The sequence below is a fragment of the Paenibacillus pectinilyticus genome, from assembly GCF_001700435.1.
GTDB lineage: Bacteria > Bacillota > Bacilli > Paenibacillales > NBRC-103111 > Paenibacillus_E > Paenibacillus_E pectinilyticus.
This window is the reverse complement of sequence record NZ_LYPC01000014.1, coordinates 569571-596279: the sequence shown is the minus strand read 5'-3', so window position 1 is coordinate 596279 and position 26709 is coordinate 569571. Positions and strand designations below refer to the sequence as shown.

Annotated in this window: 12 protein-coding genes; 2 read left to right on the top strand and 10 right to left on the bottom strand. The window is 45.5% G+C overall.

Annotated elements, in window-relative coordinates; all coding sequences use genetic code 11:
* Positions 1–40 precede the first annotated feature (40 nt).
* Positions 41–2818 (bottom strand): alpha-mannosidase, encoded by a 2778-nt coding sequence (locus A8709_RS09805; RefSeq protein ID WP_065852176.1) that lies wholly within the window; start codon positions 2816–2818, stop codon positions 41–43.
* 97 nt (positions 2819–2915) lie between these two features.
* On the bottom strand, positions 2916–5384 hold the full coding sequence (locus A8709_RS09800) for a beta-mannosidase (RefSeq protein ID WP_065852175.1): 2469 nt from the start codon (positions 5382–5384) through the stop codon (positions 2916–2918).
* A gap of 120 nt (positions 5385–5504) precedes the next feature.
* Between A8709_RS09800 and A8709_RS09795 the strand changes: the two genes are divergently transcribed.
* Positions 5505–6404 (top strand): AraC family transcriptional regulator, encoded by a 900-nt coding sequence (locus A8709_RS09795; protein WP_065852174.1) that lies wholly within the window; start codon positions 5505–5507, stop codon positions 6402–6404.
* Positions 6405–6479: 75 nt separating this feature from the next.
* Here the strand turns inward: A8709_RS09795 and lacZ are convergent, their stop codons facing one another.
* The 7 genes from lacZ to A8709_RS09760 form a co-directional block, all read right to left on the bottom strand.
* A complete protein-coding gene (gene lacZ, locus A8709_RS09790) occupies positions 6480–9530 on the bottom strand; it encodes a beta-galactosidase, LacZ type (protein WP_065852173.1) in 3051 nt (1016 codons plus the stop codon).
* 51 nt (positions 9531–9581) lie between these two features.
* Complete coding sequence (locus A8709_RS09785; protein ID WP_065852172.1) at positions 9582–10406, bottom strand: carbohydrate ABC transporter permease; 825 nt, start codon at positions 10404–10406, stop codon at positions 9582–9584.
* Positions 10403–11269 (bottom strand): carbohydrate ABC transporter permease, encoded by an 867-nt coding sequence (locus A8709_RS09780; RefSeq protein WP_425262315.1) that lies wholly within the window; start codon positions 11267–11269, stop codon positions 10403–10405. Before A8709_RS09780 ends, A8709_RS09785 begins: the two co-directional genes overlap by 4 nt.
* A 123-nt stretch (positions 11270–11392) precedes the next feature.
* Positions 11393–12700 carry an ABC transporter substrate-binding protein gene (locus A8709_RS09775; protein ID WP_065852170.1) on the bottom strand — a complete coding sequence of 436 codons (1308 nt, stop codon included), beginning with the start codon at positions 12698–12700 and terminating at the stop codon, positions 11393–11395.
* Positions 12701–12880: 180 nt separating this feature from the next.
* The gene (locus A8709_RS09770; protein ID WP_065852169.1) at positions 12881–14659 is read right to left on the bottom strand and encodes a sensor histidine kinase; all 1779 of its coding nucleotides are present in this window, start codon (positions 14657–14659) and stop codon (positions 12881–12883) included.
* Between the two features lie 23 nt (positions 14660–14682).
* Positions 14683–16230 (bottom strand): response regulator transcription factor, encoded by a 1548-nt coding sequence (locus tag A8709_RS09765; RefSeq protein ID WP_065852168.1) that lies wholly within the window; start codon positions 16228–16230, stop codon positions 14683–14685.
* 191 nt (positions 16231–16421) lie between these two features.
* Positions 16422–25052 carry a cadherin-like beta sandwich domain-containing protein gene (locus tag A8709_RS09760; protein WP_065852167.1) on the bottom strand — a complete coding sequence of 2877 codons (8631 nt, stop codon included), beginning with the start codon at positions 25050–25052 and terminating at the stop codon, positions 16422–16424.
* Between the two features lie 412 nt (positions 25053–25464).
* On the opposite strand from A8709_RS09760, the gene A8709_RS35430 reads away from it, so the two are divergent.
* Positions 25465–25590, top strand: coding sequence for a hypothetical protein (locus A8709_RS35430; protein WP_279615853.1), 126 nt, complete (start codon positions 25465–25467; stop codon positions 25588–25590).
* A 16-nt stretch (positions 25591–25606) separates the two neighbouring features.
* On the opposite strand, the gene A8709_RS09755 is transcribed toward A8709_RS35430, so the two are convergent.
* Positions 25607–26701, bottom strand: a complete 1095-nt coding sequence (locus tag A8709_RS09755) for a DUF4185 domain-containing protein (protein WP_065852166.1) — start codon at positions 26699–26701, stop codon at positions 25607–25609.
* Positions 26702–26709: the final 8 nt, after the last annotated feature.

Sequence of the window (26709 nt, the reverse complement as noted above, 5' to 3'; positions counted from 1 at the left end):
CTTGCCTTCGCTTCTTATACACACACTTCCCATTTTGCATTTAGTTATGTGATCTGGCCGCTTTCAACGCATACCCTAAAGTGACAATTTCAAAAGGCTTTATGGACAGTGCAACCGTACTATTTTCCACTTCAATTGGTGAAAGATCGTCGCCTTTTCTCTCAAGGATATCGCTACGATAGAAACCTGCCTTCGTAGACCCATTAACTTGGAGCTCGCTCGCTTGTCCATTCATTTCAAACCAACGAAGCATCACATCTTCTGACTCTCGCTCCAGTTTCATGGAGGAGAATGCCAGATTGTTACCTCTCCATGTAAAGAAACTGTTTGTTGGCGCAGCATGATTGGCTGCATGACCTGATGCAAGCTGCTGCACGGTCCAAGGAATTTGGAATTGGTACGCCTCTTGCAAAGATGTGTTGCGCTCTTCCACCGTTGCGCCATGCGGGATCACCGAATAGGCGAAACTCTGTTTCCCAAGACACTGCGCATCGGGCGTTGGGAAGTGACCCCAATCCCCAAGCTCGCTAACGGCGCGAAGGAGCGTTACGGCAATCGTATTGCGCCCATCACGCACAATTTCATACTCTGGCAGACCCAAATTCGCCACGGTCATACCCGCTTTCTCATCATATACATTCACGAATGCCTGCTGATGCTGGCAATGACTCGGATTGCTCCATTCTGGATCAGGTTCAATCTGACGTTGGGCTATTTCGAACACAGAATCTGCGTAAACCTCGCTGGTCTTCACATCTGTGGGTATAAGAACCCGAAGACGATGATCTTTGGCCTGATTATCGAAAGAAGTGACAATGTCCAATCTAGCACTGCCCTTAGCAAGTGTTATTTCCGTGTGAATCTCTAGGGTAACCGTTTGCTCATTTCGAGCAGCTTTCCGATCTAAGAAGTAAACCAACTCGCGGGCTTCTTCGGCTAAGCGTTCATCCGCTTCTTCGGGAATATCCCAACGATGAATGACTTCAACCACTTGGCGTAGCTCGCTATTTTCCTTTACAACAATTTCGGCGTCAATTCCACGCGTCGTTAATGTAACGTCATTGATCGGTTGCCGGAAAACATACTCATTGCCGACATCTCCTACATTTTCATAGATCAATAGATCTGTGAATACGTTGCCTTGTCTTTTATCGGTCAGTGTCAGCCTGCCATCCTTCTGAATAAGGACGTGTAAGTACTCATTTTCGAGCGTGGACTCAGCCTGTACCGCTGTTTCTATCCTCGTAAGCTCGTTCTTACTGACTGCCGAATCTGCCGACTTCGATCGCCAAGCCAGCGTTTGATAACCCAGCTGTGGAACTTGTTCCACCTGAACATGGACACGAATCGTTCTAGCTAAATAAGGCTGGCGGAACTTGTCATCCGGCAATTCATAGCCAAATTTCACACCGAGATCCTCGATGGTAAAAGGCAATGATTTCCCCTTCTCATCTACAATTTCGCCTAATGACGTTTCCATTTCCTTTAGTATAGCGATGGAGGTTTCGCGAGACGACCAATCGAATGGCAATCGCTGCAACTCCAGTTCCGTACAGATGATACCTGATCTGGACCAGCCCGTGGTATTAAATACGACAAACGGGACAACGTAAGTGTCCGTGTTAGATGTAAAAGCTTTCGTATCTATGCGTGATCCAATTCGTTTCGCGCTCTCGTCAATAATAGCTTCAGCGACAACTAAACTCTTCGCAAATCTAATCATCATTTCCGCGTGAACGTCATCTACACTACAGCCACAAATGCTGTCATGGGGATGATTCTGCATCAGGAGCTTCCAGGCGTAGGTCAGTTCATCATGCGGATAAGCAATACCCGCCAAAGCCGCCATCACAGCTAACGGTTCAGCTACTTTCTCCAGCATCACTTGCCCCTTTTGATTCGCTTGCTTGATATATGTTCTGGCAGAAGCCGTGTTAACTAAGGTTCCCCACCCGTTTGTTTGTTGGCTGCGCAGTTCACCTCTAACCGTTACCAAGTGCTCTGGCAAAGAATCCTTCAAGCTTTGTACATAGGAAGGGAAATCTGAGTGGATGAATTCCACTTCTGGGTGCAGCTCTCTAGCTGTCTGAAGCGCTAAGGAGAGATCGGTTTGAATGGGTTGATGATCACAACCGTTCATGAAGAGCAGATGCTCCGTTGCAGCATATTTGCGGGCATCCGCGAGTTTTTGCTCCCAGTAGATGGCTGCGTCCTGCGAATTCGCTGGAATTTCAACGCCATTGTTGTACCAATTCGCAAACAGAACACCCAGCACCGCTGATCCATCCGGAGATTGCCACCACATCTCGGAGAAAGGCGACTCATAGCCCTGAGCATCCTGTACTTCATTATTAAAACCCGTAGGCTTCACGCCACGACCGAAAACTGCACATTCAATCCCAGCTTGCAGCAACAGCTGCGGCGCTTGCCCTATGTTTCCAAACGAATCTGGGAAATAACCGATTCTACATATTTGCCCATAACGGGCTGCATCCCGCATGCCAATTTGCAAGTTACGAACGTTGGCTTCGCTGCTGGTCAGAAACTCGTCTTGCAAAATGTACCATGGCCCCACGATCAGCTTCCCTTCTTTAATTAGTTGGGTAATTTTCTCGCGATGTTGAGGTCTCACTTCCAAGTAATCATCCAAAATAATGGTTTGTCCATCGAGATGAAAGCTAGCAAAGTTGGGGTCTTTCTCAAACGTCTCCAATAAGCTATCCATCACACGAATCAATTGCATATGATGCTTCTCATAAGGTAGATACCATTCGCGATCCCAATGTGTGTGTGAAATAATATGTGCTTTCGTTTTCAAACTTCATTCCGCTCCTTTAAGTCCGATTATTCCTCATCTTATGGCATGGCGAATCGGATAGACATGCACAATTTCTAGATATCTAGTACATTTCACGTCATAGGATATCTTTCAAGCTGCGAACATGTAGCAATGCACACCATGCATCCAGAGAAATCGTTTCCTTCAATTGATTCTTCCTGTAGGTCACTGTCCGCGTCATCCCTGCTGATAGATCGAAATAGTTATCGTCCCATTGCCCTTCCATCTCGTGGAGTGAGATTTCAATCGCTTTGGCATACGCTTTTGAGGTCAAATGAATAGTGAACACGTCTTCCGATTCGCTAACCTGCCAACTTAACTGTGGATCCTCGAAAATAAAATGCTTCGGACGCACAAATAACGTAGTACCTCGGCTCACTACTCCCCCAGCAGAATCCATCAGCTCGTATGATAAATAATGCATGCGCTGTTGTTGGGCTGTGGGCAATTGCGCTTCAAAATCAAGCTTCGCGACCTGCAACGCCGTCATGGAAGAAACGTTAATCGGGAGCTCCCCTTGAAGTAGGACAGCCTCTTTGTTGTTACGCAGCTGCCAGATTACTTGCCCTTCAAACGGCGTTAAGCGGTCATTTGTCACATACAGCTCAGCCTGCACCCCTTCTTCTCTGGCCGATATGAGCACGGGAGCATGAAATCGTTTGGCATAGTAATGGAGAGCTTTCCATCTACCGTAATAATCAATACTGGACCATGAGGTAACTGGCCAACAGTCATTTAATTGCCAGTAAATCGACCCCATACTGACGCCCCTATTTTGCCGCCAAAATTCCACACCATATCGAATCGCATCTGCCTGCACGAGCTGAGATAGATAAACAAGCCCATCTAATTCGGCTGGGTATTGATACATTTGAGCCAAATAATTGAGTATCTTACCATTGGCATCGGGATGATTCTGATGCTTCTCCATCACATAGGAAAGCATGTTTCTATCTTCCGGTAGGGTAAAGCTCTCAATCGTTCGCATCGCGGGAAGCGACTGGAAACCAAATTCCGAGCAGAATCGGAAATCCGATTTGCGGTAATCTGTAAATGGCTTCGTTCCGTGCCACACATCCCAGTAATGCACATCCCCCTGCGTGGGATCGTTCGGCTTATCGAAGCCCCCGCCGGAGGAAGGTGATGCAAGCCAATAGAACGTATTGGGATCCGCTTCACGAACGACAGCAGGCAGAATCTGCTCGAACTGTTTCACATAATCCGCACGAAGTGCATCCGTCTTGGGGAAATCCCACTCCACCCAAGCCCATTCCATTTCGTTATTGCCACACCACAGCGCTAAACTCGCATGATGGCGAATTCGCTTCACATTATCAATCGTTTCTTGCACGATATTTTCGGTAAAAGCGTCTGTCATTTCGTAAGCCGCACAGGCAAACATCAAGTCCTGCCAGACTAACAAACCATAGCGGTCACAGAGATCATAAAAGTAATCCTCTTGGAAATAAGCACCGCCCCATACTCGCAGCATGTTGAAGCTCGCTTCCACGCTGTCACGAATCAATACTTCAGTACGCTCAGCACTGCAGCGGCTCAGCAAATTATCCTCAGGAATATAGTTCGCCCCCATAGCGAAGATCGCAACGCCATTGAGCACGACTTCGAACGATTTTCCCCATTGATCTGGTTCGACGCGCCAAGTAATCGTTCGCAAACCGAGTGATTGCTCCTTAACATGAATGACATTAGAACCGGCTAACAAAGTGACGATAACCTCGTAGAGCGGCTGCTCACCTAAGCCATTCGTCCACCACAGCTGCGGATTCTCAACATTGAACCGGAATGTTTGCTCAGCCTGCGCCGGCATTTGCTTAACGGCAAGAATTCGCCCATCAGGTGTAAGTATTTGACAACGAAGTACAAGACCTTCGCCTGTTATAGGGAGATCGACTCCCGTCCGAATATCCAAATGTACCTGCCCTTGTTCATGCTGCTGTGTCACATAAATCTCATCAATACGTCCTTCCGTGACACCACGGAGATAGATGGATCGCCAAATCCCCATATCAGGCAAAATCGGGCCCCAATCCCATCCAAACATGTGATGTGCTTTACGAATTTGATTAAATCCTGGTGCTGTGCCGACCGGCGAATACCACACAGGATTCTCTTTCGCTCGGCGCTCGGCGTATTCTAATGCTGAACGAAACACAATTTCCAGCTTATTCGTGCCTTCCTTCAGCCCCGATTTTACATCAAACACATAAGTACGATGCATATTATCTGTCACTGCAAGAGCTACACCGTTCATACTAATTTCGGCCAATGTATCTAGCCCTTCGCATACAAGTTCTACTTTATGGCTCGACAGCAAGGTAGCGTCCACCTCAAATTGACGGATAAAGACATAATCATGTCTTGCAAGCTCAAGCGCCTCATCCGCGTTATCTCGATAAAAAGGATCTTCCATCTTGCCGTTTGCCAACAACGTGCTATACACAGATCCAGGAATCTGGGCTGGCCAAGCCGCCTCATCCGTTATTTCCTTCATCAACCAAGTTCCATCTAACTTTACGATGTGCATGCCGTTCAATCCTCTCGCTCCCTATTGTCTCTACCTCTTTTATGTTAAAATAGGACCGATCAGAATGTATCTTATATTCTCCCTAGTTCATCTCATATTTTCCAGAAAGGTGGTTGGCGCGTGACTTGGTTCCCACAAGTTGTGGATCTCCGTTATTTCGAGGAAGTGTCACCTCACTTCCCCTTCTTCATTTCCCTTAATCGGGTTGATTCCCATTTCCCCGCTCATCGGCATGACTTTCTCGAATGCTCTTTCGTCCTTGGGGGCTCTGGCGTAGAAATCATCAACGGTGTCTCCCATCCAATGGAAAAAGGGACTTTCACCTTCCTGCTGCCCTATCAAATGCATGAATTAATAGCTCACAAAGGAACACCTTTGGAGCTCTATAACTGCATGTTTGCTTTAGATTTATTACTGCCCTTTATGGAACAAATGCCGCTTCTGCACAAATTATTGCTGGATTCACCTCAGGAAATGAGCCCTTTCATCAAATTAGATGCGCAAGAGCGGGCTCGTTTTACAGGGCTATTCGCCCAATTATTGAACGAATTTCAACAAACTTCCCCTTGGCGAGATACGTTTATTCGTGTGAAATTAATGGAAATGCTCATCGAATTCGACCGCACTCGCAATCAGGCGCTTACTCACCGTTTAGCACCGGCTGCGATTCTAAGAACGGGCTCCACCAAGGATGACGATATGTGGTCGATCTTGCTGTATATTCATCACAACTACAAAGAAGAGTTGAAGCTGCATCAACTGGCGAAGCACTTCCATCGGAAGGAAAACCGACTAAGCGAGGAAATAAAGCGCTATGCGGGGAAAAACTTCGTGGAATTACTGCATGAAATACGAATCCGACATGCTTGTGCGCTGCTGGCATCAACCGATCTGCATATGTCGGATATCGCAGTTGAAATTGGGTATGGCTCAACGCAAACCTTTTTCCGTACTTTCAAAGAGGTGAAGGGGCAGTCGCCTGGCGTGTATCGCAAGCAGATTGGACAGCACCAACGTTAATAGCCCTACGATTTCTCGTAGGGCCCTCACGCTTAACAAACCAAGTTCAATCCCGAGTCATTCCCATGCTTCTGCTTATGAAGGCACGTTATGACTAGTCAAGATGAACTCAAACTGCATATCTTGATGGGATGGAATCTGATATTCTTCATGGACAGGCGCACCCCAACTGTCATCCCCGCCAACACCCATTTGTTTACCTGCAACGGTCACAACCGTATAATGAACCTCCGGCAGCTCAAAAGCATGATCCGCATGCTCAAGTTCAAATGCCGTATACGGAGAAAGGTTGCACTCAACAGGTGCTAATGGGTCAGACTGAATCGATAGACCAATACCAGCTACATCCGTTACAGTCACACGGCGTACGCCAGTACGATTACCGGACTCCTGTGGAACCAGATACGGCGTAGGCAACTGGTCCACCTGACGACTAAATATGCCCAAACGAGCACCGAAATTGCGGTCAATATAGTTTTCTTCAGGTCCCATCGCATACCATTCGGATTGATTATAATCCGCAGACATCTTGAACGATACAGCGAGTATCGGCAAGTTCGGCAGACCCGCAGCACCCTTGTAATGCGTGTTCACGCGAACCGTTCCGTTCGCTAACACCGTGTACGCAATGCGAACGCTTATTTCAGCGCTGATACTGAAGTTGTAATCGAAAATGACAGTTGCTGATCCCTTTTCTTGATGCAGCTCCCATTTGACGCATTTGCGCGCCAGACTGGCTGCATACCAAGCTCCGGCCGTAAAGCTCATAGCGGTTCCTTTGTCATTATCCGTGGTTGCCCGCCAGAACAATGGAGCAGGCGGCGTAGCGATCATTTCGCGTCCCTCGTATTTCAATGAAACCAGCGATCCTACCTGTTTCGAGAAAATGGCGGAGAAGCCTTTGCCTGTCACACTCATATTGACATCGCCCTCAATGACGACGACATCGCCAGCAGGTTTCTCTTTCTCAGCACTAGCCTCAACCACAAATGTTGTTTCACCAAACGTCGTCTCGAATCCAGCATCAGCCCATAAAGTAGCTTCTCTAAGAACTAAAGAAGCCTGAATACAGTACTCACCTGGCGTTCCTTCTACATCTGGCAGCTCAATTGGCAGACTGAATTCACTTTGAGCTTCGACCTCGATATTCACTTGCCCCGCGCCAATTCCTTTCCCCTCATGGAACAAACGGTACACAAGCACCACATCATCTGTATTCGCAAATAAATTCTCGTTTACGATGGTAATATGAGTTCGGGTTGGTTCCAGCTTGATATTTTGATAAAGGAATTTTACTTCCTGCATTTTAGGCGTGATTTGACGATCTGCAAAAACAAGACCATTGCCGCAGAAGCTGTAATCGGTTGGACGATCTTTGAAATCCCCGCCGTACGCCAAAAACTCGCGGCCATTTCGGTCCTTTTTCACAATCGCCTGATCGATATAGTCCCAAATAAAGCCGCCTTGATACATCGGATATTTGTTTTCAAGCTCGGTATATTTATGAAGGCCTCCAACGGAATTCCCCATCGCATGCATGTACTCACAGCTAATGTACGGTTTCTCCGGTTGACTGTTGAGATACGTCTCAATATCCGCTGGCTTCGCATACATGCGGCTTTCCATATCGCTGGTCGCCCCATAGTTGCGATCGTAGAAAACACCTTCATAATGAACAAGTCGTGTAGGGTCCGTTTCGCGGAAATAGTTGGACACATTGAGAATAACTTGGCCAGCATACGATTCATTGCCGCAAGACCAAATGAGAATCGAAGGATGATTCTTATCCCGCTCCACCATCGAAATCGCGCGATCCATGACGATATCTTGCCACTGCAGATCGTTACCTGGAATATTCCAAGAAGGTTCAACAGCGCCCATCTTTTGCCATGACCCGTGCGTCTCTAAATTCATCTCATCAATGACATAGACACCGTACTCATCACAAAGCTCGTACCAAAGCGTCTGATTAGGATAGTGAGACGTACGAACCGAGTTAATGTTGCTGCGCTTCAGCGTTTGAATATCCCAGAGCATATCCTGCTTCGTAATCGCTCGTCCGCTGCGGCTGTTAAACTCATGTCGATTGACACCTTTGAAAACAATTCGTTTCCCATTGATGCACATCAGCTTGTCCTTCATTTCAAAACGACGGAACCCTGTCTTCTGAACGATCGCTTCAGTTAAGTTACCGTTCTCATCGTAAATCGAGATGCACGCGGCATATAAATAAGGACTTTCCGCACTCCAAGGCTGAACAGGGCCTGCAGCAAGGTTGAAGATTAGATTGCCCCCGCGGAATTCACCTTCTTCGGTGAGGCAAATCTGCCCTTCCGCATCCTTTAATTCAAGCTTAGCGCGAACGGATTCCGAATGTTCATTGCGAAGCTTGAGCTCAATCTCCAGCAGCCCTTGCTCATAGGCATCATCCAAATCCGCCTTCACGCGCATATCCCACACATGCACCTTAGGTACCGTGTACAAATAGACTTCGCGGAAAATACCCGATAACCGCCAGAAATCCTGATCTTCCAACCAGCTTCCTGTGCTGCGCTGATAAACCTCAACCGCCAGTTTATTCTCACCTTCACGAATATGCGGTGTTAAGTCAAACTCGGCAGGCGTAAAGCTATCTTCGCTGTAACCGATAAATTCGCCGTTAAGCCAAACATAAAAGGCCGACTCTACACCTTGAAAAGAAATATAGATAGGCTTGCCAATCATCGTATCAGGCAATTCGAAATTTTTCACATAGCTGCCAACTGGATTATGCTCCTGCGAAATGTGCGGAGGACGAAGCGCCTCTACACCATCCCACGGATACATCGTGTTGACATATTGCGGCTGTCCCCAGCCTTGAAGCTGGATATGCCCAGGCACTTGGATATGCTCCCAAGCCGTGCAGTTATAATCCATCTGATAAAAAGACTGCACACGACTTGCGGGGTTAACCGCATAGCTGAACTGCCAGCGCCCGTTCAAGCTATGCCGCATGTCCATCGCTGCCCCTGCCTCTGCGGACGCCATCGCATGGTAATAACGATGATCAGAGTGGGCTTCCAGCCGGTTCACTTTAAATACACGTACATCTTGCAGCCAATCAAGGCTTGGTACCGAATGTTTCATTAATCTCTGCCTCCCGAAAAATAAGACCCACGAAGGGTCTCTACTTAACTACTATTTTACAGAACCTACCATACCCGCAACAAATTGTTTTTGCATCAAGAAAAATACGAGTGCTGTCGGCAGTGTTGAAATGACAATTGCGGTCATGATCACCCCGAAATCCGGTGAATAACTGGAACCTAGATTGGAAATCAACAAGGGAATTGTTCGTTTCTCTGGTGTTTGCAAAACAATAAGCGGCCACAAGTAATTGTTCCAGCTAGACATAAAAGTAATAATAGCGGCTGCTGAATACGTTGTTTTCATCGTCGGCATATAGACACGGAAAAACAATCCTAATTCTGTCAATCCATCAATACGCCCAGCTTCCAGGAGCTCCTTCGCAAACATTTTCGTACTTTGACGGAAGAAGAAAATGAGAAACGCTGTCGTAAATGTCGGCAGGACGACCGCGTTCATCGTGTTGATCCCGATAAATGGCGCCGTACGCGTTATACTGGAAAACATTTGGTAAAGCGGAACCATCAACGCCGCGAACGGAATCATCATGGAGACAAGCAGTAAATTGAACACGATATCTTTGGCTTTGCTCTGATAAATTTCAAAGGCATAACCAGCCAGCGAAGCAACCAATAAGGCCAAAAAGGTTGTCGTTAATGAAATCTTCAATGAATTCCAAAGTGCGGGAACGAGATTAATGGAGTCTTTTAATTTATGAAAGTTGTCCATGAAATGCGATCCAGGTAACATTCGGCCCTGCGTGACGTCCACAGACAGATTCGTGGAACTTATGACCATCCATAGAAATGGGAAAATGGATATGACAGCCACAGCTAAAAGGAAGACATAGATGATTGTACGTCGTAAAGCTATCATTTTTTATCACCTGCCAATTTGATTTGAAGGACAGATAACACAATGATCATGACTACAACCGAATAGGAAACCGTTGCCGCATAGCCAAAATCAGGTGTGTATTTAAAGGAAAGATTGTAAATGTACTGCGATATGGAGAGGGTAGAGTTACCTGGGCCACCCTTCGTAATATTCATAATCTCATCGAACAATTGCAGTGTACCAATCGTCGAGGTAATGGACGTGAAGAGAACAATTGGCTTAAGCATTGGAAATGTAATGAAGAAAAACTGTTTGATCGGAGAGGCTCCGTCAATACGAGCTGCTTCATAAATAGAGCTGTCAATATTTTGTAAGGAGGAAAGGAAAAAAATCATATTATATCCTGTCCAGCGCCATGTAATGGCAAGGACAATCGTAATTTTCGCCCAGAACGGATCAGAAATCCATGCGATAGGCTGTCCAATCAAGTGAATCTTCATTAAAGCCATATTGATCAAACCATCATTGCCAAACAAATATTTGAAAACAACAGAGTAAGCAACAAGTGAGGTCACGCAAGGCAAGAAAATAGCGGTGCGGAAAAAACCTTTGAAACGGAGCTTGCTGTCATTCAACAACACGGAAATCATCATGGACAGAATGATCATGACCGGTACCTGGATAATTAAATAGATAAACGTATTCTTAACAGCAGTGATGAATGTCTTGTCGCTAAAGAGCCGCTTATAGTTGCTGATTCCGTTGAAATGTAGATTAGCACCCGCGCCTGTTTTAAAGGAAAGCAGCAATGCCTGAATCATTGGATAAAAGTAAAACAAACATATCATTAATACGGCAATGGCGATAAACAACCATCCCGTAAGCTTTGCACGGCTACGCATCGAGTAGTTCATTAGTTCCAAATCCTTCCTATTCTTAGCGGTAAAAAATTGAAACGCTGTCCTCTTCTTTGCATATTTCGCAATTCAGAGGTCAGCGTTCATAAGGTAAATGGGAAGAGATACTTATTTAAGTTGGGATTCTGCTTGGGATTGTGCATCACTGAATACTTTCGCGATGTCTTTGCCCTTCAGGTAGTTTTGCATCTCAACTTTGAGAATATCTTCAATCGCATACGTATGCAGACCATAGTTGACTTTAGGAATTTGAGCTGTCCATGTTGCGAAATCAGAAATCACCTTTTGACCTCCGAAGAAATCATCGGCTTTCGTATAAGCTTCACCTTGCGCAGCAGGTTTATAAGTACCAACAACCCCTACGTCTGTCACTAATTTTTGATACAAATTCACATCAGAACCGAGTGTTTTTGCAAGGAAATCAGCAGCTGTATCTTTACCTGTACTGTTCAATACATACCAAGAGCTTCCCCCGAGGTTAGAGGCGTTAACGGAGCTAGCTGTGTTTTTCAACTTAGGAAAAGGAACAACCGCCCATTTACCGGATTGATCAGCTTGTGATTTAATCGAAGGCGTAATCCAGTTACCTGTCGGAACTGAAGCAACAGCACCGCTATTGAAACCAGCTAGGAAGGAATTCCAATCCGAGTTAACTTTAACAATATTAGCGTTCATGATTTCTTTGTACGTCTCGAAAGCTTCTTTCAATACTGCGTTATCCTTCAGATCCGGCGTAGTGCCATCACTTTTCAGATACCAAGCGCCTGCGGATTGAATCATCATACGGATTAGACCAAGATCATTGGGATCCTGCGTCAGCATATCTTTACCCGTTTTTGCTTTAACCGCTTTACCGACTTCAATGAATTTCTGCCAGTCAATGTTTTTCAGATCATCGACCTTATAGCCTGCTTGTTCCACATAATCTTTGCGCACATAGAGTCCTGCTACGCCGGAATCAAAAGGTACACCGTATTGTTTGCCGTTCAAGCTTGTTGGACCCAGCTTGTATTCAGCGAAATCCGAAGCCTTAATGGATCCGGACATATCAGCAAATGCATCTGGATATGTCTTCAAAAAGCTTTGTGCGCGGTAATCTTCAATCAATACAACATTCGGCAGACCTGATTTTGAACCGGAGTTCAAGCCCGTATTCATCTTTTGAATAATGTCATCTTGCGCATATTCAACAACATTAATTTTCACATCAGGATGATCCTTCGCATAAGCGTCTTTCGCTAGGTTCATTGCTGCGATATTAAAGTTCTTATCCCATGCCCAAACTGTAATTTCCTTGCTCGTGCTCGCAGCACCGCCGCTAGGAGTAGTCGTTGATGATGTGTCTGACGAATTACTTGAACATGCCGTCAAAAGCATAAAACTTGCAAGTAAAACCGTAGAAATTGTCTTCTTCATGTGATCCCCCTGATGAAATGAATTTGTAAGTGCTTACTTATAGATCATATCATTTGAGCAAATCGTCTTGTTAGAACGAAATTTACTGAAATTAGCGTTTTTATTGTGTCTGATATCCCTTCCTCCACCCACCACTTGTATTATTTTTATATTTTGTATTATTTTTAGATTTTTATTCTTCTACGTGTATTGTTCTGCACGCCATGGGAGGCTAATCGATATTTTCGTTCCTTGTCCCAACGTGCTGGTTATCGAAACCCCATATTCTTCCCCGTACAAAAGAACCAGGCGATCATGCACATTACGAATACCAATCCCTGTGAACAATTGCCTTGCACTTGTGGGATTCGGCATCTCATCCGCTTTGTCGGAAAGCTCCATGCCATCCCCATTGTCAACCACTTCACAGAGCAGCGTATCTCTCTCTTTCGTGATGATGACGTAGATATATCCGGTACCTTTCTTATTAAAAGCATGAAAAAATGCATTTTCGATGAATGGTTGCAGCATCAAATTAGGCACTTGCGCAGGCAAACAGTCCGGTGAAACAAAGTAATCGACTTTAATCCCTTGGCCATAACGAATCTGATTAATGAACACATAATGCTTCAAATTCACCAACTCTTGCACAACGGGAATCGTTTCTTTGACATTGCTAATGGTATTTTGCAGGAGAGAAATGAGCGCATGAATGGTTTGCGTAGCCGTCTCTTGGCTCCCACGCTGAACGAGGATGTTAACGGAAGCCAGCGTATTATATAAAAAATGCGGGTTAATCTGCTGCTGCAGCGCGGCTAATTCTGCTTTGCGCTGCTCCTTCTGCGTATCAACTAGCTGAGAGATATAGTCGTTCAACTCGTCGAGCATAAAATTAAAGGAGCGACTAAGCTCCCTTGTCTCATAGGTGCCCGTAACCGCCATATAATTGTGAAAATTCTTTTTCGTCACCGTGGACATTTTCTTAACGAGCATTCTTAACGAGAGTGTCAGCCTCCGCGTGATGATATAAACAAGGAGCACAGCCATTGCCACGATTCCCGCAACAATGAAGAAAATCGCTTTCCTGTTGAGCATTTGACCAAGTGCTGCATTCTTATCTATGACATTCACGATGTAAAAATCGTACAACGGTAAATCTCCAGCCAATACAATGACATCCTTATCGGACATCTTTATTTCATCCTTAGCCAGACCCTGCTGCCGAATTCGCTGGGCACTGTCTAAGAGTTCCTTCGATGTGGTTCCAATCAGCTCGGTTCGGTCGCTGGAAACGATCCTTCCTTGACGATCTAAGATCATCACATCATTTCCTTCACTTGTGAAGCTTGCATAAATGGATCTTAGATCGCTTTCTTTCATGATAATATAAAGCATCCCATAACCTTCTTTACTGACAGGATCAGTAAGAGCTTTGGCGGCAACCAGTCCTGGATCCCCAGAACCTGGTGTTCCTTCATCCAAATAGCTGTACAACAAACGTCCGGGCTCATCCCGCGACGCTTGTGTGATCGGATTTCGCCCCAAATCTGCCGAAGAACCGGACCAGTAGGTCCGGTCACTCGTATAGCTTTTGCCATTTATGCCCGAAATGATCATTTCAATGTTCTTGGCCCCAATACCCGACTGGATTCGCTTCATCTGTTCGCTCATTCCGTAGGTCACCTTGAAGTTGGTTACTGAATCGGTATCTCCTTCGGTCAGAAAACTTTTAATCGCACCGCTTTGCGCTGCGTTAACAACAATATTGACATTTGAATAATGAATGGATTCCAAACCGCTTTTAATTTGTTCAATGATTTTCGAATTCGTGATACTAAACGTCTTCACAAAAAGCTTTTCCGACATTTGCACGGTAACCCAAGAAGTCGCCACCGTGACCGTAATCATACTAAGCACCATCACTAGGAATAATTTACTAAATAAGCTTTGATCCGCGATTTTTCTTAACCATGCCCCCATGTGCCCTATGATTCCCTTCGTTTTCATTTTTTGCGATAGTGGCTAGGTGAAGTTCCCATCAACTTCCGAAACACTTTCGTAAAGTAACTGTGATCTGAGTATCCAACAAGTGCGCTGATTTCCGAAATCGACATATGCGCGCTATCCCTTAATAATTCACACGCACGTTCGATCCGAATACGATTTAAATACTCATTAAAGCCTTCTTTATTATGAATGGTAAAATAATTGGATAGGTACGATGGGTTAAAATGAAACTGTTTGGCCACTTCTGTCAACGTAAGAGGTTCCGTAAAATGCTCATCCAAATACAATAAAATCTTTTGGATACTTGGAGAACTCGTTTTGTTTCCTGTTATACAATCTGTTGCCTCATTCAGAAACTTAGCTAATAGAGAACGCACTTCCCCGATATGTCTGGCCTCATGGATGGCACGGAAATACTCATACTTCGCTTCATCCAGTGTTTTCGCCTCATAGTGAAAATGCAGTAAGGAAACAATGATATTGAATAGGCTGTGACCTAAAAACGATTTAAACTCGAACATATCCGTATCCAGTCTGTCAGGCATCGTATCCACATAATGGCTGAGTCGCTGAAAAGCCAGATGAAATTCTTGATGATTCAGCTCTGCGGTAAATGCCTCCGAATCAAATGGATCTCCGTTCCCTTCATCTTCCACCAGTTCGTCTGCAAAGAACAATTGTTGATCCGATAAAAAGAATCGGTGATCCAACACTTTGAGAATATCATGTGTATAAACGTCATGAAGGTCTTCGATTTTCGAGAAATTCTTGCTAAGCGCCACATAAAAGGATATGCCTCCTCTTACGCCTGAATCTACCAATTGCTCAGCCACGTGGATCGCATCCATTCTGCCTTCATCCTCTGTATTCAGCAAAATCCTGATATGGCTTTCTTGATGTGACAAGCGGTGAATGATAAAGGGACGCTTCACCTCCTGAACCAGCCCTTTCAGAAAGGCTTCGATCCATTCCTCGTTTCGTTTCAACGAAGCGGGTGAGCTTTCTTGCATATCTGCAACTAAAAGAACAAAAGCAGGAGACGGGAAATAGGCACTCATCTCCGCAGCATCCATCTCCATGGCATAGCCGGAAATCAGCTTGTCCAACACATAGTCGACAGACTGACCTTTTTCATTCGTAAAGTCCATATGCCGAAAAGCTGGCATTTCCTGTACCGTCTTTTTTAATACAGCTAACAGCGTATTTGCTTCTAATTTAGGCTTTAATAAATAATCAGCTACACCGTTCTGAAATGTAGAGCGCACATACTCAAATTCACCGTAGCTGCTGAGCACGACAATTTCAATCTCCGGATAAAGCACTTTCACAACTCTGACCAATTCCTCCCCGCTCATGACCGGCATCACAATATCCGTCAGAATCAGGTTCGGTTCAAGTTGCTTCACCATCTCAAGCGCATCCATACCGTTAGAAGCCTCACCGACAATCTGGAAGCCTTCACTTTCCCAATCGAGAAGATGTCTGATCCCTTGACGCACCAACATCTCATCGTCAACAATTAATACCTTGCAATATGTCTCCATGATTTACTCCTTTACGGATTATACATAGGTTCCCACTTTTAGTTTGAATGATGTATCAATCTCTGTCACATTGTAAATATATTTGTACACTTTAACAAGATTAAATCAATGTCCTTCCCGAAATCTAACTTACACGGCAAAAAAAAGCCCATGAGCATTTGGGGCTCATGGGCTCTTACGTCTAGCACGTATTAATGATTCGGAACCACGTACACACTACCGTCCGACAATACTTGTACGGTGCCGGAAGCTGACTCGATATCGCGTAGTGCCCAATGCGTCTGAGGTACATCCGGCCAACTGGAAGACTTTACATCAACTGTTGACCGATTAAACAATCGGTTCAACACTTTAACGGCTTCTGCACGATTCAACTTATTATCCGGCAGGAAGGTCCCGTCAGCATAGCCTTGAAGAATGCCAGCTTGCGAAGCTTGCTTTATCGCTTCAAATGCCCAGTGCTCTTGCGTATCGGTATATCCGACATTGGAAGAATTAGTAGTTGAAGAAACTGAAAGCAGCCTAGCCGCGATGCTGGCAATTTCCCCGCGGGTAATCGCGTCATCCGGGCGGAATCCGGTATCATCACCGAGCATCAGGCCTGAGCGCTGCATGTTGAGAATCGCCTCTTCCGCCCAATGTCCCTTAGGAACATCCGAATATCCGCTTGATCGACTAGAAATCGACTCGTTAATGGCCTTGACAGCCCCAATACGATTTAGAATCGTCGCCAATTCCGCACGCGTAATCGCAAGGGTTGGACGGAAGGTGCCATCAGGATAGCCGGAGATATACGGTTTGAGCGCGCCTGCGCCATTTTTTTGAATGATAGTAAACGTACTAAACTTACTGATTTCAATAGCAATACCTACAGGTTTGCCATCCGCATCGTAGCGGATTTCACCTTGCTGAAGTGCCTTTTCACCGTCGCTATGCTCAATGTAGACAGCGAGACTATCCAGGACTTGTTTAGCCGCCGCTCCATTCTTAGGCAGGCTCAAGCTATTTAACGGGAATACGATTTCCGTCTTGTAGCCTGAATAGTTTGTTTCAATCCTGACAGGCTGGCCGATAATCGAAACCGTATCTCCTTCAGCAGCTTGCAGCACAAGCTCGGCAGATAGTACGCGCGATGTAACTTCACTGCGCTCGGCATCAGCACGAACCGGAACAATTCGGAAGTAGGCATCCTTGCCGTCTTTCCCCATTTGCTGAAGCGACGCTGCCGATATCACGATTTGTGCATCTGGAAGCTGAATCTGCATCGACATGCCTCCATCTGCAAGTAAGCCTACAGATTCGGCATTTAAACTTACAATCCGCTCATCTGCAGGATCGTCAGGCAAGTCTGTGACATAAATACGTGCTACTTTATCTTTGTTCTGTGAAGCCTTTTCTAAAATCGTACGTGCATCTTTGGCATTCAGCTTCACCGTGTCGAGTGATTTGCCATCTGTCGATTTGGTCCGTTCGATGGATGTTTGGAGCGTCCAGCCTCCAGTACTTCCTTCAATCGTAGTTTGTCGAACATTTAATTGAGATTCCTGTAACCGTGTTACATCAATAGAATACGTCTGAGAAGTCTTTTGATCAGCAGATTCGACATTCAAGATAATCGTATTCATTCCGATCCCAAACGATGGATTGAACGTACCGCCACCCTTTTTAACTTCACCCTGTACCCTTACAGTAGCATTCGGATCATCTGCCAACGCCGTTATGCTAATCGACGAGTTCGTTGTGGTTGAAATTGTACTGTACTTCAGCTTATATGGTGAGAACGCACCATCCAAAATCGTACTTGCCTGCAAGCTTGCCAGCATAGGAGGCTGCACCGGCAATATCTGCTTACGCAATGCATCCAGCGTATACGTTAACACTGTACCATCTTCAGCTGTAACTTTAATTGTGATTGTTTGTGCATCCTTGCTAAATGGCAGCGAAATCGCTCCACTCGTTACCGTCTGGTCATTGACGCGAATTGTCGCGCCCGTGTGCTCTGAAGCTGGTAGAAGCTTAATTTCAGTAGCGGTATAAGGCACAAAGACTTGATAATGCCTTACAGTTGGGCTAAAGTCACCTACTAGCTCCGCTTCAGCTGAGATAAGTCCTAAGCTTTGTAGCTGCGCATCTCCGCTTTGTTCCCGCACCACGATGAGCTGGTAATTCCTAGTTTCTGAGCCATCCGGAGAGGTCACAGCCACAGGAACTTGATTCACGCCAACCTGCAGCGTAATTGCGTCAGAAGCCTGTCCACTGTGAACAGTTTGATTTTTCACTTGGATGTTGGAGCCTTGTTTCCGAGCACCTGGTGTAACAGTCACGGATTCCACTGAGTTGTCAACATAGACGGTATACTTTTCTTCTGTCCCTGTGAAAGCTTGAGCCGGAAGCACATCTCCTGGTTGCGAAGTTGTGCTATTATTCAACAACAACGTGCTTAATCCTGCTTCATTCGAACCCGTCCCATCGAGGCTCAGTGAGTAGACTTTGTCTCCTGCGGAATTGGAATGCACTTTAATAGATACCGTTTTACCTGTTACAGGTACTGCGACATCAACATATCCGCTAGCAGGAAGTGTCTTGTTATCGATGGTTACAACTGAGGAGGCTACCATCGGCACGGCATATACACGAACATTTTCCGAAAGAGCTAAAGCTTGATAAGCAGATGTACCAAATTGATAAGGAACAGCCATCGTAGCGTTGCCCACCGTCAGAGCCGCAAGATCGCTAGGGGTTGCCGCGATTGCTCCAGGTAAGCCTCGAATAACTTCAAAACCATATTTGGTTTCGTTCCCAGCCTGATCCGTTGCGGTCATCACGACTGGTAATCGATCCGTCTGAGCTCCCCATTCTAATGGTGCATAGTACGTAAATTTGCCTTTATCATCGAGTGGAACTGTAATGCCGTTAACAACTAGTTTAGCTCCCGCATCGGTCTGACCGGTTATGTAAACCCTGCTGTCTTCTGTAACCGTTCCATTCAGTGAAATTGGCTTTCCTTTCGCATCCGGACCTCCTGAAGCGATCAGCATCGGTCCAGTGCGGTCAATGACTAACTTGCGGTATGCAGTACTGCGGTCACCGCGCTCATTGACAGCTTCAATCAGCAAGCTGTATTCGCGCTCTTTCAATACAGCAGCTTGAAGAAGATCCTGCAAAGCAAAGCCTGAAGTTACTCCAGCCGATACTTGCTGGCTGTCAAGCTGCTTTCCATTCACAAAGAGCGTAACTGTTGCGTTTTGATTAGCAGTTACCTGCAAAGATGCCTGTTCAGCTGCAGTAAGCAGCAGCTTCTCTTCATTCCCATAGTAGGCCACATACGCTTGCTCAGTAACAGGTTGCCCACCCGCATCCAGAGTCATTGACAACGTTGCTGGCTGCGGAACTGGCAGTTCTGTTGACACAAGCTCTGATTGTGGGCTCAAAACGATACGGCCTTGCTCTTGTCCAATCGCTGAGATGGCGATCTGGTAGGTTACTCCGGGAGTTAAGCCGGAAATAATCGCATCTTGTATATTTCCCGATTGGGGAACAATGTCCATCAATGGAACCGCTGCTTGTCCATCCGCACTTTCACTTACCCAAATACGATAAGCTGTGACATCACCTGTGATGGATGCAAATCGGAGTGATATTTCTCCATTCCCCGTCGAGATGACCTCCGGTTGCTTAGGTGCACTTAGTGCAACTGGTGCAGTTACTTCTACTTGACCCTCCGCGATCGCATAAACAGGGGCTTTGCCTGCACTCGCGCTTCCAACAGAAAGATAGTAAGTTCCAGGTAATATTGAAGCAGGAACTTCAATAACTTGACTACCGGAAGCAGGCAGACCTGTTTGGATCACTTCGCCAATCATTTGAGAGGCACTGTCTGTTAGCATCAACGTAACTTGTGCATCTGGCGCCGCATTTTCTTCACTCCATGTTACTTGGATATGATTTTCCGCGCCCACAACTGACGATACCGATGCCTTAACCGCTGTCTGAGGAAGTAATTTTTGGATTTGCAGGTCTACTTTGCTCGCATTTTGAATCTTCCATTTACCTGCTGGTACATTCAGGAGTGACACATAAAGTGTATCTTTGCCATCCACTACTGGATATGGTGTATCGATTTTAGTCGATTTCAGTGGATCTCCGCTCGGATTAGCACTTGCGACTCTGTCTGAAGCCGGTTGTAAATATGCGTTGCCGTCAGGAGCATCGAAGTTCAGTGTGTAGGTTGATCCATCAGGTGCTGTAATTAGAGAGTCAGCATTTCCGCCAATCACCGTCAGCAGGTAATCGCCTTGCTCCTTAATATCAAAATACTTGCCATAACGGCCTTCCATGGTCAAAGGTTTAATGGATTTGAACTTTCTAGTGGACTTGTAAGCAACCACACTTGTATAACTGCTGCTCACTACTTTCCACTGTCCATTCAGATCACTACCATCCAGCAGGATCGTCTTCTTCTGCTGAGATTCGTCAAACAAGACATTCATACCCGGTAAATTCGGGTTAGCCTGCAGCGTATAAAGCTCACCGTTCGGCGCATACAGCTTTGTCTGTGCATTTGCCCCATAAATCTCAACGATTGCTTGACCATTTCCTGTCCGGGTCATATCAAATACCGTAGGATAAGCTTGATCCTGTCCCCACTGCTGGATATCCGCAATACTCGCCTTTGACGGCACACTATTTAATACCGCTGTTGGGCTCGTGCCTGCGCTGATCATCCACGTTCCAGCCTCGACCGAATCCAATAAGGCATATAGATTTCCATCCACATCGCGGAATGCATTCCAATCTGGTTCGGTCTGTATCGTTTGCAAGTTATAAGGCCGTCCATCCGGCTTGTATATAATAACATCGCCTTGAACTTGCCCAATTTTAATCACGTAAGTTCCACGCTCTTTCACCGTTAACGAAGTTACGGAGCGATCTGGTGTTTTCGACCAAAGCTGGCCGAGCTCACTCAATTTCAACGATTCGTTGGCGAACAACAATTCACTCATTTGAATGAGACTGTTGCCAGCTGTCGTCAGATGCCATTTCCCTGCAAACAGCGATACGCGCATATATGTTGTTTGACTGACATCATCATAAGTCACTTCAGGACGCACGGTTTGTTCATAATTTTGACCAGAAGCCGTTGCTTTGAGAACGGCAGCTCGTTGATCCCCAGTTAAGGCGATCAGTGCGCGGAACGGACGTTCCACCGCAAAAGTAGCTTCCATTTCGCCGCTCGTTGCCTTAGTTTCCATGGTGACTGGCAGCGTTTGATCCAGCGTTGTCAATTCTCCATTCACAATGCGCGCTTTAGCATCGGTATGCACAGGCTCCTGTGGTTGGAAAGAAATACTCATTGGCGTTAAATCAAATACTCTCTTCAGAGGATTTGCAGCAGCGACCCGTACCTCATTGCCTGAATCTTTCTTTAAGAACAATTCTTCTGCTATGTCCAGCCACGGTTCTGCAGCGTCCATAAAATCAGAAACACTGTTCATGAAATCCAGACCCTTTTCCCACCAAGACTTCTTAGGCGGCTCCGCTTCCACTTCAAACAGAATCGTATTGTTATTAAACGTATACTTCAGATTCGCGCCAACACCGTTATGTTTAAACGTTCCGTAAATACCGGTTTCATTCACACTAAGTGCAACGTTGTTAACCGTCGCTCCGCCGATACGCGGAATACCTTTAGGCACATATACCGTTCCTTTAATCGCACCGTTGAAACCTTTTTGATTAAAAGAGTACGTGCCGATGGCTCCTTTTACAACTTCAAAAAGGTTGATATCACCTTTCGTAGCGAAGCCTGGTGACGAAAATCCTTTAATTCCTGCAGTCGTTGGGTTAACAACGGTTTGCATGTTCATGTTCTTCACAGGCAACCAATAATAGTATTCAATTCCACTCGCGCTAAAACCGTAATTCGATAAGTCAACGTCGATCGAATCGGTTCCAATTAAATTGAATTTGTAATTGACCTGCGGGTGTTTTAATTCAGGGACAATCACATCGTTGACAGAGCCTGTGACGCTAAAGGTTTGAGGAATTTGCGTTTTCTCCGCAAGTTTATCTACGCTGCCGAACAAATAGTTGACTTGCAGACCTGTCGACGCAAGCTTCATCTTCTGATACATACCGAAGTTTACGCTATCCAATCGTCCTTGTTTGGTCTTCATATTGAGATCGAAGCTGACATTCGTATTTGGCAAACTACCTGTTCCCCTGACACCGACATAAGGAATGCGGCTATCCACAACGAATTTGGTATCACTTGCGTTGATCGGTCCCACCTTAAAGCTATGAAGCATCTGATAAGTGCCTGTCAAATCAAAACGGTTATTGCGATAATTCAGATCATCTACCGATACCGTTTCCTTCACTTTTTGATTCCCTACCTGCATGCCAATCTCAAGATCACCAGTCAGGCGCAAACCATCCTTTGTAAAAATAAGCGAACTGGTTTTCACAGGCATATCCATATTCAAATAATCCGTTGCTTCCGTGTTGTTCAGCGGGATTGCGAAATTGTCCGACGTGAGGGTAAAAGATCCCTCATGAATCGTGTAAGACACATTTGCTCCTAGCGCCCCGCCGCCATTAACGTATAGGCGTCCATTACCGCTTATCGTGGTTTTCGCCGTACTTTTGTCCACAATAAGACTGGTGCCCTTAAACATTACTGACTCATTGATGGCCACCGGTTCGGAAGTGTCATTTAATGTATAAACATTAGGTGCCGACGGATCCTCTGTGAACGGCCCTTGCAAACCAAGACTGCTTACTTCATTGGTGGCCGACGTACTTGGCACATCGACTCTGGCAAAATTTCGTGGCTTGTAAAAGTCTAATGCAGTTATTAGTAGACCTTCTGTGAAGACATAATCGTTAAAGAAGTCATGCTCCAAGTGCACATCATATTTACCCGGAAGTAATTCATTCTTCCATGTTAATTCCAATTGGCGGTCACTTAAAATGTTATAATTCAGCGGATACTGTGTACCGTCAGAGCCCTGTAAATAATAATGAATACCGCTGATAGGTTTGCGGAGTAAGCCGCTAATGCCTGTGCCGACTGCGACCAATCGCTTCTTGTCCTTCACATGAAGAACTGAAGCGCCCACACGGTCGTAGTCGACATCCGGCTCGTGTACGTTTTTCTTATCATCATCAAGTTTGACACCGGTTATTTCAGTGTAACCTTTTCCGATTGCATTGACAGCATAACCACGGACTTCATATTGTTGATGCCACTTAAGACCTGATAAAGAAACAGTAAAGGATGTTTCTCCTTCCGAAACCGCAGTGGTGTACGGAACTGCTACCCAATCGCCATACATATTTTCTTCTGAAACTGTACGGTACTCTACTCCACGTGAAGTAATGTCTTTTGTCCCGTCATTATAAACATTTGTAATAACACTGACGGTATCATTCTTGAACTCTGGATCAAAGTAATAGATTGGATCCACCGTAAATTTAACACCAGGAACTGACGGTGGGGTATAGCCATACACCCATGTTTCATTCCTATTACCTGCTGGCTCAGAACCTACAACAGAGCCAAAAACTTTATCCATAATACTGATTTGATCGCGACTTCCGCCGAACATGACGAAATTTTTGCCATCAAAGGCCATGTTGGCATAACTTAAAGGAAAAGGCACCTGATTGGGAACCCCTTGCACCTCATAAGCCTTTCCGTCCTTATCTAAATTACTTTGATACATCGTACCCGTAGAAAATTTCAACGGGGCGGTTTCCCATTTACTCCCTGTCCAACTATATGCCATGCTACCTCTTGTCGGAGGGTATGTGCTGGATGGAAGCTTTAGATTATCAACAAGTACGGCATTATATTCATGAACATAGTCCCGCTCTCCGCCAAAAAAAACAACACGGCGTCCATCGTATGCCATCGCCTGCCCCCAACGACCATAGGCCTCAGGACCACTGGTCGAAATCCATGACTGCGCTTCGCGATCCCACTTCCACAATAACGGAGAACTGTCATCATGCGTGATTGACTTCGTTTCATTCGTACTTGTACTCGTATAGTCTTTTGTAATCGGGCCGCTGTCGCCGCCGTACAGCACAGCCGTCTGGCCGTCGTAAGCCATCTGCCCGCTGTATGCAGCTGGCGGAGACTGAGCAGGCGTGACTTTCGTCCAAGCCGTTCCATTCCACAACCACGTATCGCCCTGCGGTGTCTTCGAATTTCCAGTACCCGTATAGCCGCCGAACAGAACCAATTGTTCGCCGTCAAAGGCAAGCTGCGCCCCGCCTCGGGCTGTAGGAGAGTCTGGAAGCCCCGTTACTTGCTCCCATTTGGCTGCCAATCCATCCCAGAGCCAAGTATCCCCCAGCACACCGGACTGACCCTCGCCCCCGAATAAGAGCACTTTCTGACTGACTGCATCATAGGCCATGGCAGCCCCTTTACGTTTGGATGGAGCATTTGTTAGATTCAATTTCTCTTGCCAGGTTTGTTCTGTACCATCCCAAATCCAAGTCTCATTAAAAAGCCCGCTGTTGCCCTGACCTCCAAACATGATCACCTTCTCAGCCTTCTCGTCATAGACCATTGAAGCTGATTGTCTCGCACCTGGAGAAATATTAGTCGTTACACGATTCCATTGGTAGTCAGTAATTTTCGTAGATGGAGCATATGTATTTAACTGCACAGTGCTGTTTCTGTAAGCCGATATTGGCTCCTCTCCTGCTGCTTGAGCCACACGTAATCCAGTGTGTAAAAGAGGGAGGTACTGTACTAACAACAGAGCAATCAATAACTTGGCTATTCCGGTTTTTCGACGTTTTCTCAACGTTCATTCTCCTTTTCCTAGTAATCTATCAACACCCCTCCAAAAGTATAGAAAAAGCAGTTCTTATTACCTATTATTGTGGGTATATGTCGATGATTATGATATTTTTATAGGTATTTTATCATATTTTCATTAAAATGTATTAGAAAAATCGAATATTTTGTCGAATACAAGATTCTAAGGTATCATCTACAAACAATAATAAATACCCCGCAATTATGTAACATAATTACAGGGTTTGAGCTTTCTTATTGATAGTTTACAACTTCGGGTAGTTGGAACAGTATTCTTTGAAACTCGAAACCACATAGTAGAAGCGTACTGTTCAAGTTGCCTTAAAATCGTTCCCATTAATGAACTTCCAACAATCTCGGGAGCTTCTCGGGTCGCCATCCATCTTGAGGCCCCTTCTGTGCCATGGAAGGTATTCGATAGCTTTGATCAAGCCTGTCGTCCCGATGGACATCAAAGCTTCCAAATCTTCTCCGGTATTGACAAATTTTTCGAGGTTGTGAACACGAAGCAATCTGAGCTTTAAAATGTGTCCTACACTTTTATTCCGTTTCCAGCTCGCAGGGAATCATCGTCAGCTTGTAGATATTTTCCTCAGGCGATCTTTGATTCGTAATGAAATCGCCGTTCGTAAAAAGAATCAGGTTCTTTCCATCGGTACTGATGAACTTGGGAACTATGCACGGATTATAATATCCTTGCGGGAAAAAAAGAAAAGCACTAAATTTCGTCCATGGTCCCCATGGAGTCGGCGACTCGTAAAACTCCCACACCGTTTCGCGGTGACCGACTTCTCCTGAACCTGCTGTGTAGTACCAAGCAATCATAACATACCGATACAAAGGCTCTATGTACTGAACACTGGTCATACTGCATTTTCCCGGGTTATGATGTATCGGCTCTGCGTCGTAGATTATCTTTGACCAGCTAGCATCTACCATTCCGTTCCCACCACGATAGAATTCCCAGTCATTTCCATTTAGACTGGACATCTTCTCCCTCAGGACACGTCCCAATACAACGTCATCGCCATTATCCCAGTAACCGTTGTTCGAGACCGCGTAAACGTAATGATCTGCATTATGTACCCTAGCTTCCCCGTCACGCCCATACTTTACAAAGGAAGGTGTACCAAAACGATAGGCGTAGAACATCGGGTTCACTCGATTATCAGCTGCTGAAGGGGTCCATGTCTTGCCACCATCAGTCGATTTTATGATAGAAGCGTTGAATGCTTGTTGTCTTTTCATAGGATCAACTCTCGACATGCCATATCTATGTCGAGAGATTGTCATATATAGCGTGCCATCAATACTGGCAACTCCCATGGCTTTCCAGCAGCAGCCATCCGATTCCAAAATTCCAAAAAGCGGATCGTACTCCTCCATACCATTTATAGTTACACCTGTCAGATCATAGGGATCATCGCCATCCAACCGATGAAAAGCCAAATTACTGTTGCAACTGTTATCGAACCCATAAGTATCATCTGAACTAACATATAGGGTTCCATCCTCCGTCCATGCGGCGTCCCAAGTATCTCCGTGTGAGTTGGCAATGATTGTTGCAGCACCCAATTTGGCGCCAATAATACGAATTGAATTAGCGTCAATATTCGGTTCTTGTTCATATCTCATATGTCACT

Excerpts from the sequence above, each read along its gene's own strand:
- A8709_RS09780 (WP_425262315.1), bottom strand. The coding sequence starts at position 11,269 with ATGCGTAGCCGTGCAAAGCTTACGGGATGGTTGTTTATCGCCATTGCC.
- A8709_RS09775 (WP_065852170.1), bottom strand. The coding sequence starts at position 12,700 with ATGAAGAAGACAATTTCTACGGTTTTACTTGCAAGTTTTATGCTTTTG.
- A8709_RS09765 (WP_065852168.1), bottom strand. The coding sequence starts at position 16,230 with ATGGAGACATATTGCAAGGTATTAATTGTTGACGATGAGATGTTGGTG.
- A8709_RS09800 (WP_065852175.1), bottom strand. The coding sequence starts at position 5,384 with ATGCACATCGTAAAGTTAGATGGAACTTGGTTGATGAAGGAAATAACG.
- A8709_RS09785 (WP_065852172.1), bottom strand. The coding sequence starts at position 10,406 with ATGATAGCTTTACGACGTACAATCATCTATGTCTTCCTTTTAGCTGTG.
- A8709_RS09770 (WP_065852169.1), bottom strand. The coding sequence starts at position 14,659 with ATGGGGGCATGGTTAAGAAAAATCGCGGATCAAAGCTTATTTAGTAAA.
- A8709_RS09755 (WP_065852166.1), bottom strand. The coding sequence starts at position 26,701 with ATGAGATATGAACAAGAACCGAATATTGACGCTAATTCAATTCGTATT.
- lacZ (WP_065852173.1), bottom strand. The coding sequence starts at position 9,530 with ATGAAACATTCGGTACCAAGCCTTGATTGGCTGCAAGATGTACGTGTA.